The following is a 14,615-nucleotide window of genomic DNA, read 5'->3' as shown; positions in this document are numbered from 1 at the left end:
CGGTGATCGGCGCGCCCGCCGAACCGGGCGTGACACAACGCAGGCGGCCGGCGCGGCAGGTGGGGACCATCTGGGGCCCCTACAACGAAGGCACCCGCGGGCGGGGGCAGGGCGCGGGGGGGGCCGGGGCGGGCGCGTCACTTGTGGCCGTGCTCCGGTGCCCCTATCGTTCGGCGGTGTCCGGTTCCGATCTCGGGGAGTCGCCATGTCCGCCGATCCTCCGCACCTGCCGCCGACCGACGAAGCACTCGAAGAGCTGACCGATTCGCTGGCCGCCCGTTTCCCGGCAGGCCGGGACGAGGTCGCGGCGATCGTGCGCCGCGCGTACGAGGAGGTGAGCGCCGACGCTCCGGTCGACGCCTACCTCGTGCACCTGACCGAAGGCAAGGCCGCCGGGGAGCTCCGCACCCGCTACCCGGCGCACCACTAGTTCTTGACGCGTTCGAGCAGCGCGAACAGGTTTTCCCAGTGGCGCTGCTCGGCCGCCTCGTTGTACGCGGCGGTGTCGGACATGGTGTAGCCGTGGTCCGCGCCCTCGTAGATCTCCGAGCGGTAGGTGACGCCCGCTTCGTCCAGCGCGGCCTCGAGAACCTTGATCTGCTCGTCCGTGATCGAGTGGTCCTTGTCGGCGTGCCCGAAGTACACCTCGCCGGTGATGGCGCCGACCCGCAGGTGCGGGCTGTCGGGCTGGTCGGTGACGAGGTTGCCGCCGTGGAAGCTCGCGATGGCCTTGACCCGCTCGGGGATCCCCTCGATCACGCGCAGCGCGTTCGTGCCGCCCATGCAGTAGCCGGTGATGACGACCGGCTCGCCGGTGACGCCGTCCTGCGCGGTGAGGAAATCGATGTACTTCTCCGCGTCCGCGACGATCGTTTCGCTGCCGAGCGCCTGGATCAGCGGCATGATCCGGCCGAAGAGCTCGCCCCGCTTGTCCGGATCCGCGAGCGCGCTCATGTCGATCTCCTGCTTTCCGCCGCGATACAGGAGATTCGGGGCGAGCACGGCATATCCGGCAGCCGCGATCCGCTCCGCCATCTCCTCGATCCTCGGCCGCAGCCCGAACGCGTCCGGGAACAGCAGTACCCCGGGATGCGGCCCGCCGTCCGGTACGACCAGGTATGCGTCGGCTGTCCCGTCCGGTGCCGGGACGTCCACCATCGTTTTGCGCATTTCGCCTGTACTCCCCATTGTTCGTCGGCAGTCTTCGAAGATCAGCCTAGCCCTGATCGGCTTGCCGGCGAGCGGGTGAGCCCCGACGCCGCGCTGAAGCACTCCGCGGCGCGATTGATCCACAATGGACACTAGCCGCGGCTCACTCGTCTCGGGGCGGGCGGGACAACCGGCCGATGTCCACGGTGCCGGCCATGGCACGCAGGCCGGCGTCGTTCGGGTGGACGTGGTCGCCGCTGTCGTAGGCGGGGAGAAGCCGGTGCGGATCGGCGGGGTCGCGCAGGGCGGCGTCGAAGTCGATCACCCCGTCGAACGCGCCGGAGCCGCGGATCCAGGTGTTGACCTGCTCCCGGATCCGTTCGTTGGCGGGGTCGAGTTTGCCGTTCGGGGTGATGGTGCCGCCGAAGATCGCGATCCGCCGCGCGTGCGCCTCGCGGATCAGGGTGTGGAGACCGGCGATGAGCTGCTCCGCGGTCAGCGGGCTGCCGGGGTGCACGCCGTGCCCGCCACCGCCGAGGTCGTTCGTGCCTTCGAGGACGATCACGCTGCGGACGCCGGGCTGCGCGAGCGCGTCACGGTCGAAGCGGGCGAGCGCGTTGACGCCGAGGTTGATCCGGCCGCCACTGGCGAAACCGGCGTCGGTGAGGACGCGGTTGCCGCCGATGCCCTCGTTGACCACCGACAGCCGTTCGCGCGGGGGCCCGGCCGCGAGGCGGCGGGCGAGGACGTCCGGCCAGCGCCGGTTGGCGTCCTTGGTGGTCGCGCCGCCTTCGGTGATGGAATCGCCGAACGCGACGACCGTGCCGGTGGCCGTGGTGGCGGAGACGTCGAGGCCCGCCAGGAAGAACGCCGACGTCGTGGTGTCCGGATAGGCGGTGGCCGCGTCCTCGGCGGCGTGATTCCCGGCGGTGGACAGGTAACTGGTCTGATTCGCCCAGCCGTGCCAGGTCGTGGGGCCGGTGGGGGTGGGAAGGTAGAGGCTGACCACGACGTCGGTGCCGGCCGCGACGCGGAGCGCGACGGGATCGCTGGTGGCCTGCGCGCCCGGTGGGATGGTGAGGTCCGGTTTGCCGTCGAAGGACACCGCGCGCCGGGTTCCCGGCACCGTGGCGGCGCCGTTCGCGCGCAGCGCGACCACGGCCGACCCGATGTCGAGCGGTGTCGTACCGTACACATTGGACAGTCTGATGCGGACAGTGCCGCCGCCCGCGCTGGTGTGGACCACCAGGCGCAGCGTCCGGTCGGCGAAGCCGGTGGCCGAGATCCCGGTGCTGCCCGGCGGTCCCATGGCGGCGGCCCAGCCGCCGACCCAGGTGCCGCGGCCGTGCGCGGCGGCCACGTCCTCGTCCGCCGCGCCGGGCGGGCCGGTCAGGAACGCGGCGATCAGGCCGAGCAGGGCCACGGTCGCGGCCGGGCCGCGCAGTCGACGGATCCCGCGCATAGTGTCTCCTGAATCCCGGAGATACATCGGATGTCTAACCGAGAAGGCTACGAATCGATAAGAAAAGCGTCAAGCGTCCAGGGGAGTGATCGGAGTAGACATCCGATGAGTGTGCGTGGCGGTCAGAGACATCCGGGCGTTGCCGGCGTCCCGTTCGACGGGAAACGGGAAACCCGTGGCCGGTGGCGCCCTGGCCCGGCACAGTCGAATCATGCCCGGGAAAACCGGGCCCACAGCGAGAAAACCAGGTCCGGAGGAGTGGTCATGCGCATAGTGCTAACCCCGAAGGCGATGTTCCGCATCGTGCTGTGGTCCGTGGTGATCGCGTGTCTCCTCGGCGCGGGGCTCGGTGCCGGCTCCCGGCCGGAACCCGCTCCGGTGCCGGGGCACGCCGCCGTGGCGGCCTTCGGCCGGCCGGCGTCCGGGTAGCCCGGTTTCGAGCGCGGTGAACCCGGTGACCTGGCGGGGAAGATCGACGTCGCCGCTGCGGCCCGCCGCGACCACCGTGCTGGTGAGCGTGCTCGCGAAGACGCGGACCGCCTCGCGCGGGCTCGCCTCGCCGGTGCTCAGGTACGCCCGGTGGGTGCCGATCCGGCCGATAGTGGCCCGGTCGGCGTCCCCGATGCCGAACGCGACGATCCTCGGCCGGGCGGGCCAGGCCCGGTCGGCGAGCCGGGCGTGGGCGGCGGGCCAGAGACCCGGGTCGGTCGGCTGGCCGTCGGAGAGGAAGAACACCACGGGCCGGTAGACCACGCAGGATTCGGCCTGCAGCACCTCGACGTCGCGCTGGATCGTCTCGCGCAGCAAGGAGAACACGACGCCGAAGTTCGTTTCCGTCCCGGAGCCCGGCCCGCGCCACGCGGGTTCCCCGTCCGGCGCGGAAAGCGGCGTCACGATCCGGGCCGTTTCGGAAAACCCGATCACGCAAAGGCGTGCGGTGCCCGCGACCAGCGGATCGGCGAGCAACGCGCCGTGCAGCGCGCGCAGGCCGGTGCCGACGTCCGCCAGATGATCGGCCATCGAAGAGGACTCGTCACAGACCACGTAGCAGGGCAGGATCCGATCCGGCATCCGATTCTCCTTGTCGTGGGGTGCCGGCAGTCTCACACCGGCGCGTGGACCCGGCATGGACCGGACCTTGACGGGCCGCTGGACGAGGGGTGGACCGAAGATGGACCGGGCCGAGGGGTATCCGGCGTCCGGCAGGCCGATGGGCTTGACTGGATCCCTGCTTACGACGTCGTGGGGAGGCGTTATGGAGGTACTCCTGCTCGGCCCGTTCGAGCTCCGGCGCGACGGTGAGCCGGTCGACCTCGGTGATCCCCAGCAGCGGTACATCCTCGCCGTCCTCGTACTGCACGCGAACCGCGCGGTGTCCACCGAACGGCTCATCGAGATCGTGTGGGCCGGGCAGGCCCGGCCGAAGACCAATCTCGTGCCCGGGTACATCGCCAAGCTGCGCAAGGTGTTGCGGGACGGCGGCGAGCAGGACGGCGGAATGGTCATCGACCGGACGCCGACGGGGTACGTGCTGCGGATCGACCCGCGGTGCGTCGACGCCGTGCGGTTCGGCGAACTCTGGCAGGAGGCCGACGGCTGCGGCGATCCCGCCCGGCGGCGCGCGCTGCTGACCGAGGCGGTCGGCCTGTGGCGCGGCCGGTATCTGGAGGATCTGGACCCCGAGCGTGTCGGCGCCGCGGAGCTGATGTCCCCGGAGGAGGCCTTCCTCGACGCGCTGGGTGATCTGGCCGAACTGGAGCTCGCGCGGGGAAGGCACCGCTGGGTCCGGGACCGGCTGCGGCCGGTGGTGCGCATGAACCGCACGCGGCATCGGCTGGCGGGGCTGCTGATGCGCGCGCTGGTGGCCAACGGCGACCGGGTCCCGGCGATGGAGGTCTATCACGAGACCAGGGCGGCGCTGGACGAGTTCGGCATGGAGGTCCCGGTCGAACTGCGGCGGCTGGCCCGGTTCGCCCAGTTCGCCGAACCGCCCGTCGCGCTGCCCGCGAGCTCGCACCGGTTCGGTGGCCGCGCGGACGAACTGGCGGTGATCGAGTCGCGGGTACTGGCCGCGACGGCGGAACACCGCCCGGCCGCGGTCTGGATCAGCGGGATGCCGGGGGTCGGCAAGACGGCGCTGGCCGTCCAAGCCGCGCATCAGCTGCGCGAAAGGTTCCCGGATGGCCGGATTCTGGTGCAGCTGAACGGTTTCACCCCGCACATCGCGCCGACGCCGCTGGCGGAAGCGCTCGGCACACTGCTCGAGGGACTCGGCGTGCCCCCGGAACAGCATCCGCCGACGGTGCGCAGGCGGATCGCGTTGTACCAGTCCGCGCTCGCCGGTACCCGGAGCCTGGTGATCCTGGACAACGCGTCGTCGGAGGAGCAGGTCCGGGACCTGCTGCCCGCCTCGCCCGGCTGCACCGCGCTGATCACCAGCCGTCAGGTCGGCGGCGTGGACGTCGCCGACGAAGTCCGGTTGCGCCCGTTGCGGCCGGACGCCGCCGCGGCGTTGTTCCGCGATCTGGTCGGCGCGGAGCGGGTGCGCGGGCGGCACGCGGCGGTCGACGAGATCGTCGCCCGGTGCGGGTGTGTGCCGCTGTCGATCAGGATGGCGGCCGCGCAGCTGCGGTTGCACCGGTCCTGGCCGGTCGAGCACCTGGCGCGGCTGCTGGCGGGGTCGAGTCCGTGGCGGGCCGGTGACGGGGCGGGTGCCGCGTGTGCCGTTTCCTACGCTCAGCTGCCGGAACCGCAGCAACTGCTCTTCCGGCTGATCGGGCAGCTGCCCGGCATCGATCTCGGGGTGTCCGCCGCGGCCGCGCTGGTGGGCCGGACGGTGCCCGAGGCCCGTGCCCTGCTCGACGGGCTGCACGGCGCGAGCCTGCTCGAAGAGGCCGAGCCCGAGCGCTACCTGATGCTCGACCCGCTCAAGGAGTACGCCGCCGGCGTGCCGGACCCCGGGCCGCCCGGCGCGCGGGACGAGGCGCTGGACCGGCTCCTGGACTTCTACCTCGTGAGCGTGGCCAACGCGGTCCGCGTCGCCTATCCCTTCGACCGCGACCGTCAGCCCGCGGTGAGCCGGGAGAGCCCGGTCGCGCTGACCTTCGCGGACGCGGCCGCGGCCAGGGCCTGGCTCGCCGCCGAACGGACGAACCTGCTGGAGGCGATCAGATACGCGGCCGGTCACGACCGCACGGAGCACACCTGGCAGCCCGCCGTCCTGCTCTGGCGGTGGTACTTCGCGGGCAGTCACGTGAACGAGTGGTCGGAAACCCTTGAGCTGGCCCGGAAAGCGCTCGAGAAGACCGGCGAGGACCGGCGTGGCCTGGCGTACGTGCTGCTGCGGTTGTCCGGCGCGCAACGGCAGGCCGGAAAACCGGCGCGGGCGCACGAACTCGCCGAGCAGGCGCTCGCACTGTGGACCGGGCTCGGGGACGACCAAGGCCAGGCGGGCGCGTTGTGCGCGATCGCGGTGGTGACCATGGACCGCGGGGACGATCGTGCGGCCATCGCGCATTTCGAGGCGGCGCTGGAAAAGTACGAAGCGAGCGGGGACGCGAGGGGGCAGGCGCACGCGCTGAGCAATCTCGGGCAGCTCAACGAGCTGTCCGGCGATCTCGAACTCGCCGAACGGCGGCATCTCGCGGCCGCGGCACTCCTGCGGCGACTCGGGCACACCCAGGGACTGGCACACACGCTCGACAACCTCGGCGTGTCGCGGCAGCGGCTGGGCAGACCGGACGAGGCGATGCTCGACCACCGCGAGGCCCGCGAACTCGCCGTGGCGGTGGGAGATCGTTCCTGCGAGGCGTACGCGCTCAACAACATCGGCACGGTACACCGGCTCACCGGGAATCTCGACGAGGCGCTCGAATACCACGAACTGGCCAGGCGGGTGGCCGACGAGGTCCGCGAACCCGGCCTGCGGACCCAGCTGTACCTGGACCGCGCGTCGACCTACCTGGCACGCGGAGAGCGGGACGAAGCGCGAAAGGCGTATTTCGCTGCGCTCGATCTGGCGCGCGGGACGGGGGACCGGGGCAGGCAGGCACACGCGCACCACGGCGCGGCACGGGCGTTGCACGAAGCGGGGGAACACCGCGATGCCCTGGCGCACTGGCAATCCGCGCTGACCGGGTTCGCCGGGCTGGGGTGGAGCGAAGCCGGGCAGGTCCGGGAGGAGTGTGCGGGGCTCACCTGTACCTGTGCGGATGCCTGCTGAGCCGAACGTCCTTTGTGGATGATGGGCGCGTCAGCCGCCGGAGCCCGGCCTGACGCGTAAGGCGGTGCCCAGCGCGAACCGCAGCTCACGGGCCGCGGGATGACCGGGCCACCGGGCCAGCACCCTGGCCAGCTCGCGGAGATCGACGCGGACGGTCGCGGAGTCCACCTGCGCCGCGTCCGCCAGCACGGCCGGTGCCAGCTCGCAGGCGTGGTCGATTTCGCCGTTGCCCGCGTGGGCGAGCACCCGCCGGGCGCCGAACCGGGCGCGGGCCCGCCGGGCACTCGCGGTGATCCCGGGGAACTGCCGGTCCAGTGCTGCGGCCGCCTCCGCCGGGCGGCCGAGGTCGTAGAGCGACCAGCCGTCGGCGAGCGCCACCTCGTCACTGACGCTGGACGAGCCCAGCACCGGGACGGCCGGATCCGCTTCCGCCAGCAGGGCCGCCGCGCGGTCGAGCGCCCGCCGGTAGGCGGCGCGATCCCCGACCAGCGCGTGGCCCTGCGCCTCGCATCGCGCCGCGAGGCCGAGGATCCGCGCGCCCGCCGCCCGGTCGGCCTGTGCCAGGGTCGCCAGCTCGATCGTCGTCAGGGGATCCTGGCGGTACATGGCGATCTCGGCCCGCCGGATCAGCGCGTAACTGGCGAAGTGCTCGTCCCCGCCCGCTTCGGCGAACGCGACCGACCGGTGCGTCCACCACAGCGCGGCGCGTTCGTCCCCGGCTTCCTGGCTCATCCAGCCCGCGTACTCGGCGGCCCGCGACGCCAGCAGCAGCAATTGCCGGCGCACGGATTCGGGATGGCCCGCCGCGGCCAGCGCGCGCAGGGTGTCGACGTGCGCGATGACCGGCGCGAGCACCGTAGCCGGGCTGCTCGTCGTGCCGAGCAGGCGGTACTGGCCGAACATCGTGCGCAGACCGGCCAGCGTCGGCTCGTCGACGACCGCTCGCGCCCCGCCGGTCAGCGCGAATCCCGCCGCCGCGCCGACGCCGGTCAGTACCTCGCGGCGGGGGAGCCGGTGGAACCGCCGCTCGCCGTCGTCGCCCGCCACCATGACCCACACTTCGTCGTCCGCGACGTCTTCATCCTGATCGCCGTCCGGCCGCTCGCCGGCGGTGACCATGGCGGAAAGGAATCCCGCGGTGCCGAAGAGGCTGTCACATCTTTTGGCGATATCGGCTGTGGGTGGTTTCAGGTCGTTCTCGATCTTGCTCAGATAACTCTTGCTGTAATTGATCTTCGCGGCGAGCTGAGCCAGCGAAAGACCGGATTCATCACGGATTCTCCGCAGATTCGCACCGAATGATCCGCCCAAGTCCGCCTCCCCGCGCCCACGCCTGGTGTGAGTACAGCATCCGGTGGTGCGGAACGCAACGAACCGAGGGACGCCCTGGTCGTTCCGTGGGGGCCTCCTTGAAGGACCCAGGGTCCTTCGAGGAGGCCCCCACGGACCTGCCCGGACGCGCGCCGCGCGGGGCCGCCGAGTGTCCATTGTGGATTGTCGACCCCCTAGTCGCGCTCAACGCACCCAGGGCGGTCCCTCGGCCCCCGCGCCGCCGTCAGTCGATCCAGGGATGGCCTTCCGGCGTCGCCGACGGCGGCACCGTGCTGGCCGGGCCCGTGTCGGCGACGGTGTACGTCACCGGCACGGTGGCGAGGACGGAGCCGCCTAGCACGGCGAGCAACGCCGTGGCCGTGAGGATTCTGGCCGTGCGAAGGAAAACCGCCTTGGTCATGTGCACTCCTCGGAAGAGCCGGATTGCCCGGTGCGTCACCGGTGATCCGAGGATTCAATGCCGGGCGTGCCACGACAATGTGGTGACTGTGCACTTTGGTCCCGGGAAACGGGAAACAGTGCTCAGCCGAGGCCGAGCGCGCGTGCCATGAGCAGCGCGTACGAACTGCCGGCGTGCGGCATGCGGCCGCCCACGACGAGGGCCAGCGCCTGGTCGAAGGGCAGCGAGTGGACTTCGAGGTCGGCTTCGCCGGGTTCGAGACTCGCGGTGCCGTACCGCAAACCGGTGGCGAAGAAGGCGTGATCGCGGTGATTGGTGAACGAATCGGCGCAGTTGATGGTGCCCAGGTGCCGCCACTCCCGTGCCGAGATGCCGGTCTCCTCGCGCAGTTCCCGGCGGGCCGCCACCTCGGGCAGCGGGTCCGCGGGTTCGATCCGGCCCGCGGGCAACCGCCACTGGGTGCCTTCGTGGGTGTAGATCCATTGCCGCGTCACCGCGACCGAACCCCGCTCGTCCAGTGCCACCACGGTGACCGAGCCGGAGGAGACGACGTGGTCGTACAGCGCGGTGGAACCGTCCGGCCGGACGGCGGTGTCCCGCCGCGCGTCGAACCACGGCGAGCGGAACATGCTGGTCGTCGTGAGGCGGGACCAGAAGCCCGGCCTGGAGCCTGTCGCGTCGTGGATCACGATTCGAGTGAACCACAGCGGCGGCGTGTCCAGGATCGGCCGTCCGTGCCTTTCACGGAGCCGGGCCCGTCGGCTTGCCCGTCCACAGTGGACGCGAGCGGCGGCTTCGGGGCGTCATCCATTTCCGGTCCATGATCGTTCCATCGCCGTGGTCCACGCTGGACGCCGGATGGCACGAAACGGTGGTGGAGAATGCGCTGCGCGCGCCGGTGGAATGAGGAGTTGTAACGTGGACGAGCGGTCGCGCGACGCTAGTGGCGTCCAGCTCCCGAAATCCTCCCGAGGAGAGCGTATGGCCGGGTCCGCGGCGCAGGCCGGGCACTATGATTTCTGCTTGTCCTTCGCCTCGGAACAGCGGTCCTATGTCGAAGAGGTCGCCCGGCTGCTCGGTGACGCGGGGCTGCGCGTCTTCTACGACTCGCACGAGACGGCCGAGCTGTGGGGCGTCGATCTCTACACCCATCTCGACGAGATCTACAACCGGGGATCCCGGTATTGTGTCCTTTTCGCGTCCGAGGCGTATGCGCGGAAAATGTGGACCGGGCACGAGCGGAGCTCGGCGCAGGACCGGGCGTTGCGGAGCCGCGCCGCATACGTCCTGCCGGTGCGATTCGACGACACGGAGATCCCGGGACTCCGCGGGACCATCGGTTACGTGGACGCGCGGACGACTTCGCCCGCCGCGCTGGTCCGGCTGCTTATCGCGAAACTGAAGTCAGGATCGCCCGCGGCTACGATTCCCGCGTCCATTCTGGTGCTGGCGGCCGATATTCGTACCGATCTCGGGGGAATAGCGCGCGAGGCGGTGGCACGCTGCCGGGCGGTGGTGCCGCCGGGGCTGATCGCCGAGTCGGCCGCCCGCACGGTCGTGGTCGTGCCGGAGTCGGTGCTCCCGGTCGTGGACGTGCTCGCGGCGCTGGTGCCCGAGCTCGAACAGCTGGCGAGGGCGCGGCAGCACCTGCGGCTCAGGATCTCGGTACACCGCGGCGAAGTGCCGGTCGAGCACCTCGACGGATGCGTGGACGTGACCGCGGCGGTCGAGGCAGCGCTTTCCGCGGCCGTGTCCGAAGTGTTCGATCGCGCGCCGAAGGCCCGGTGCGCGATCGTGGTCACCCAGCGCGTGTACGACACCGTGGTCCGGCCGGGGCGGGGCGGGAGCAACCCGAGCCTGTACCAGCTGGTCACCGCGGCCGACGGCACCGGCCTGCACGTCCGCGTCCCCGGCTATCCCCGGTTGCCGGGCCGCACGCCGCCCGGCGCCCCGCCGCCGATGCCGTCGATCGGCGTGGTGGGCAAGCTGAACCACTTCGCCGGGGACACCCACGCCGAGCAGATCGGCGACCGCTACTACCACGGGACCGGCGATGACCGACACTGACCAGCCCGAGCCGGACGAGGACACGAGCACCGACCCTGTACCCGAACCGGATCCCGAGCCCGCGCCGCCGGAATCCGAGCCCGCGCAGCCGGAATCGGCTACGGAAGAGAAGGAAGCCGGGGCGAAGGAAGCCGGGGACAAGCCGGAGAAGGACGAAGAGGGCGGTATCCGGCAGGCGCAGGAACAGGCGGTCGACCCGGAGAACGCGCGGGAATGGGCGCAGTTCGCCTCCCAGATGGACACGGCGATGAAGGCCATGCTCGGCCTCGGCGCCGGTGGGTTCGTCGGGACGGGCGGAACCGCGAACTTCTTCCTCGGGGACACCTCGGTCGGTCAGGTCGGCGACCGGTATCCGGGCGGGCACGGGCGTTCCGTCGACATGCGGGTGCGCAGCGGGGTGGTCGCGGCCGAAGTGCTCGAACAGATCGAACAGTCCTATGTGGAGCCCGCGGGCTACCGGGAACTGAAGTACCTCCTCGAACAGCGGCAGCTGGTGTTCATCCAGGCACGCAGCGGCACCGGTCGCACCATGACCGCGCTGCACCTGCTGGCGGGGGTGTGCGCCGAAGGCGTGCACAAGCTCGATCCCGACGTCGAGCTGAAAACCCTCTCCGCCAAGACGTTCAAACCGGCACACGGTTATCTGCTGGAATCGCTGGATCCCGCGCAGGCCGCGGAGTTCAGGGCGTTCCACGCGGAGCGGCTCGGCCAGCTCATGCGGGACAACGGCAGCATGATGGTGGTCATCGTCGACGAGTCCGTCCGGTTGCCCCTGCACGAGATCGGGGATCTCGTCGTGACGGACTTCGGCAGGGTCAAGCCGGAGCTGCTGCTGCGTCGGCATGTCGAATGGGGACTGAGCGACGCGGGCGATTCCGCCGGGCCGGACGTCCTGTCCCGGCCCGAGGTCAAGGAGATCGTCGCGCAGCTGACCGAGGAGGTCCCGCCGAGGGAACTCGCCAAGCTCGGTGAGCTGCTGGTGGAGGTCGCCAACGAACGGCTCAGCCTCGACGTCGTTCGTGAACGCTATTCCCGGGCGAGCGAAGCCGGGATCGCGGAATGGTTCGACGCGCAGCAGGACTGCGAGCAGCGGGCGTTCGTCATCGCGCTCGCGGTGTTCAACGACGAGCCGGTGCAGCTGGTGTCGACCGCCGCGACGTTGCTGGCCGACCGGTTCCGGGAACTCGAAATCCCGGACCCCGCCGATCGCACCCGCGATGTGTTCGCCGTCCAGCTCTCCTGGCGAGTGGAGCAGGCGCGCGCCGAGCTGGTGTCCGAAATGGAGGACACCGGCTTCGGCCGGGTCCGGGTCCGGAAGGCGCGGTTCCGCGACGACCGCTTTCCCCGGCTCGTGCTGGAACAGGTCCGCGCGCAGTACACCGAGGCACTGGACGTCGTGACCGACTGGCTGCTCGCCCTCGGCGGAATCGACGTGCCGCAGGTCCGCATCCGTGCCGGGGTGGCGGCCGGAATGCTGGCCCAGTACGACTTCGTCAGCGTCTACAACAGGATCATCCTGCACTGGGCCTACTCCGGCGACAAGTACGAACGCCGCGCCGTGGTCGCCGCGCTGCAGGTGCTCGGCAGCCTGCCCGGCTTCGACCGGGTGGTCGCGAAACTGCTGCGCGAATGGGTGCAGCGGCGCAAGGATCCCCGGCTCCGGGCGACCGCGGCCCGTGCGCTGGGCAGTACCACCTCGATGAGTCCCGCCACCGCGCTGAGCCTGCTGCGGACCGCCTCCCGGGAGGCGCTGCGGGACACCTCCTGGCTCGCCACCTCGAACACCATGTACTGCGTGGGGGAGAGCGTGAGCGATCTGTTCGTCCGCGCGGAACCCGGCCAGGTGCTGCGGGCGCTGGAGCGCTGGTCCCGCGACAAGGAATATCCCGAGCGCCGGGAGACCGCGCTGCTCGCCCTGCTGATGACCTCACGCTATGTCGAGGTGACGGTGGACACCAGCGCGGAACCGTGGCCCGTGCTGCTCTGGCTGGCCGAGCACGACGAGGAGCACCGCGAGCTGATCGTCGTGCTGTTCTCCAGAATGCTGCTCACCGCCGACTTCATGCAGCGCGGTTACCGGGAGATGTCCACCTGGGTGCGCAGAGCCCGGCGCGAGCCGACGATCGTCGCGCCGCTCGCCCGGCTGCTGCGCGAGATCGGCGAGCATTCCGGCGAGCTCGACAGTATTCATTTCTACCTCCGGAAATGGGCAGGCGACCGCGAAGGACCCGCCGCGGCTTCGCGCGCCGTGCTCGAGCGGTTCGAAGAGAAAGAGGGACAGCCGTGACCACTGATTCACCCGGCGAGGCGCCTTCGGCCGGGGCGCCGGGGCAGATCGTGCAGGCGCTGGAGGTGAGCCGTGCCGCGCTGCGCAGGAACAATCCGGCGACGTCGGGGCACACCGCCGTCGTCTACGTGACGAAGGGCGGGGAATACCGGCTCGGTGCGGGCAGGCTCACCATGGGCGAGCTGGTGCTGGCCACTCCGAAGGAAATGTATCTCGTCGACCGGACTCCGCACCAGGAAACGTATTCCCTGCAGTTGCCCGCGCAGGAGGAGGCGTTCTGCTTCGCCGCGAGCGTGCGCGTCACCTGGCGGATCAGCGACCCCGTCGCCGCGGTGAAGGCAGGGCGGATGGAGCCGCGCGAGACGATCGGCCGCTTCCTGGAGGAGCGGCTGCGCGAGGTGACGCGGCAGTTCGGGGTGGAGCAGAGCGCGGACGCCGAACGCCGGATCGCGCACCAGTACGGGGATCGGATCGTGCCGGTCTCCGAAGCGGTGGAGGTGACGCGCTGTACCGCGGTGCTCGACCTCGACGACCTCACCCGCGAGCACATCGCGGGCCGCACGAAGTTCAAACGGGACTCCGAAACCGAGCTGAGCACGCAGCAGCTGCGGATGATGCGGGCCGAGCACGCCAGGGAACTGCAGGAGCTCAAGGAAAAGCACGAGCTGGCCATGAAGCAGGAACGCATGAAGGTCTACGCCGACGCCCTGCGCGGTGACGACGTCAACGTGCTCGCGCTGCGGCTGGCGGGACACAACGAGGACGTCAAGGACGTGATCAACCTGCTCATGGAGCAGAAGCGCCTCGGCCTGTCGAACGCCAACGCGGTGCTGAACTCCTTGCTGGAGCACAAGCTGGTCAACCGCAAGGACGTGGCGGACCTGATGGCCGACGCCAGCGACACGTTGCTCGGCCTGCCGCAGAAACGGCACGACGCGCCGCCGCAGGATCCGCCGCCGGTGGAGGCGAAGTCGGAGCGGGTCGAGCTGGGGGACGACGAAGACGAGGACGATGTCGGCGAGCGGTGAGGTGCTCAGCCCGGTGGCCGCCGTCCCGGTGCTCGGCGACGTGGTCGGCTTTCTCGACGGCGCGGCCGGCCAGGTGGGTCTGCCGTTCGCGCTCCGCGCGTTCCTGGAACTGGTCGTCGCCGGGGTGTTCGCCTATCTGCTGCTGCGCCTGGTGACCGCGCGCCTGCTGCCCTGGGCGGGGCAGGCGCTGGTGCTGCCGGCGACCATGCTCACCCGGGGCGCGCTGGTCCTGCTTCTGCTGCCGGATCTGGGGATCAGCAGCCTGGTGCGCCGGTTCGGGCGGACCCCGCCGGAGTTCGTCTACGGCTACGGCGCGGCGGTGGTGGCCGTCGTCGAAGCGGTGGAGGACGTGGTGCGGCGGGCGCTGCCGAAGCTCGCCATCACCCGGGCGATCCGGCCGTGGCTGCTCATCGTCCTGCTGGTGGCCGGATTCCTGTTGTGGAACAACCAGAACTGCGTGCCGGGCAAGGCGCCGCAGTGCGCCAGCCCGGTCCAGATCTGGGTCGCCTCCTTCGGCACTCCACAGTAGACGTCCACAGTGGACATACAAGGCGGCCGTGCCGTGGGGGGGGGCGCGCCCCCCCCCGCGCCCCCCGCCCCGCCCCCGAGCCCCGGGGTGACAGCAGCGCGCAACCCGCGAGAGTGGTGGAGATGGGTAACCACCCCCA

General features: G+C 70.9%; 12 protein-coding genes. 6 read left to right on the top strand and 6 right to left on the bottom strand.

The genetic code is table 11. The features are described 5' to 3' along the window. Positions 1 to 205 precede the first annotated feature (205 nt). Positions 206 to 430 carry a three-helix bundle dimerization domain-containing protein gene (locus ACFWX1_RS40200; RefSeq protein ID WP_378395116.1) on the top strand — a complete coding sequence of 75 codons (225 nt, stop codon included), beginning with the start codon at positions 206 to 208 and terminating at the stop codon, positions 428 to 430. On the opposite strand, the gene ACFWX1_RS40195 is transcribed toward ACFWX1_RS40200, so the two are convergent. The 3 genes from ACFWX1_RS40195 to ACFWX1_RS40185 all read right to left on the bottom strand — a co-directional run bounded on the left by ACFWX1_RS40195 (position 427) and on the right by ACFWX1_RS40185 (position 3,682). Further along, positions 427 to 1,170, bottom strand: a complete 744-nt coding sequence (locus ACFWX1_RS40195; protein ID WP_378395115.1) for a dienelactone hydrolase family protein — start codon at positions 1,168 to 1,170, stop codon at positions 427 to 429. The genes ACFWX1_RS40200 and ACFWX1_RS40195 overlap by 4 nt on opposite strands. Positions 1,171 to 1,312: 142 nt before the next feature. Then, a complete protein-coding gene (locus ACFWX1_RS40190; RefSeq protein WP_378395114.1) occupies positions 1,313 to 2,611 on the bottom strand; it encodes an SGNH/GDSL hydrolase family protein in 1,299 nt (432 codons plus the stop codon). A 276-nt stretch (positions 2,612 to 2,887) separates the two neighbouring features. Next, positions 2,888 to 3,682, bottom strand: a complete 795-nt coding sequence (locus ACFWX1_RS40185) for a hypothetical protein (RefSeq protein ID WP_378395113.1) — start codon at positions 3,680 to 3,682, stop codon at positions 2,888 to 2,890. Positions 3,683 to 3,866: 184 nt separating this feature from the next. Between ACFWX1_RS40185 and ACFWX1_RS40180 the strand changes: the two genes are divergently transcribed. After that, positions 3,867 to 6,833, top strand: a complete 2,967-nt coding sequence (locus ACFWX1_RS40180) for a tetratricopeptide repeat protein (protein ID WP_378395112.1) — start codon at positions 3,867 to 3,869, stop codon at positions 6,831 to 6,833. A gap of 30 nt (positions 6,834 to 6,863) precedes the next feature. Here ACFWX1_RS40180 and ACFWX1_RS40175 read toward each other — a convergent pair whose 3' ends face one another. From ACFWX1_RS40175 to ACFWX1_RS40165, 3 genes are all read right to left on the bottom strand, one after another. Further along, on the bottom strand, positions 6,864 to 8,144 hold the full coding sequence (locus ACFWX1_RS40175) for a helix-turn-helix domain-containing protein (protein WP_378395111.1): 1,281 nt from the start codon (positions 8,142 to 8,144) through the stop codon (positions 6,864 to 6,866). Between the two features lie 244 nt (positions 8,145 to 8,388). Next, positions 8,389 to 8,565 (bottom strand): hypothetical protein, encoded by a 177-nt coding sequence (locus ACFWX1_RS40170; RefSeq protein ID WP_378395110.1) that lies wholly within the window; start codon positions 8,563 to 8,565, stop codon positions 8,389 to 8,391. A gap of 122 nt (positions 8,566 to 8,687) precedes the next feature. Further along, a complete protein-coding gene (locus ACFWX1_RS40165; RefSeq protein WP_378395109.1) occupies positions 8,688 to 9,254 on the bottom strand; it encodes an NUDIX domain-containing protein in 567 nt (188 codons plus the stop codon). Between the two features lie 292 nt (positions 9,255 to 9,546). Here ACFWX1_RS40165 and ACFWX1_RS40160 point away from each other — a divergent pair, with 292 nt between their 5' ends. Genes ACFWX1_RS40160 through ACFWX1_RS40145 form a run of 4 tightly spaced genes read left to right on the top strand, consistent with a single transcriptional unit; the run spans position 9,547 to position 14,476 of the window. After that, positions 9,547 to 10,632, top strand: coding sequence for a toll/interleukin-1 receptor domain-containing protein (locus ACFWX1_RS40160; RefSeq protein ID WP_378395108.1), 1,086 nt, complete (start codon positions 9,547 to 9,549; stop codon positions 10,630 to 10,632). Next, entirely contained in the window at positions 10,619 to 12,919 is a 2,301-nt protein-coding gene (locus ACFWX1_RS40155; protein ID WP_378395107.1) for a hypothetical protein, read from the top strand. The genes ACFWX1_RS40160 and ACFWX1_RS40155 overlap by 14 nt, the downstream gene beginning before the upstream one ends. After that, positions 12,916 to 13,947 (top strand): hypothetical protein, encoded by a 1,032-nt coding sequence (locus ACFWX1_RS40150; protein ID WP_378395106.1) that lies wholly within the window; start codon positions 12,916 to 12,918, stop codon positions 13,945 to 13,947. Before ACFWX1_RS40155 ends, ACFWX1_RS40150 begins: the two co-directional genes overlap by 4 nt. Then, on the top strand, positions 13,931 to 14,476 hold the full coding sequence (locus tag ACFWX1_RS40145; protein ID WP_378395105.1) for a hypothetical protein: 546 nt from the start codon (positions 13,931 to 13,933) through the stop codon (positions 14,474 to 14,476). Before ACFWX1_RS40150 ends, ACFWX1_RS40145 begins: the two co-directional genes overlap by 17 nt. Positions 14,477 to 14,615: the final 139 nt, after the last annotated feature.

It is taken from the genome of Amycolatopsis sp. NPDC059021 (genome assembly GCF_042739895.1).
GTDB lineage: Bacteria > Actinomycetota > Actinomycetes > Mycobacteriales > Pseudonocardiaceae > Amycolatopsis.
Note: the sequence above shows the minus strand (reverse complement) of the source record. Positions and strands in the feature narration are given on the sequence as shown.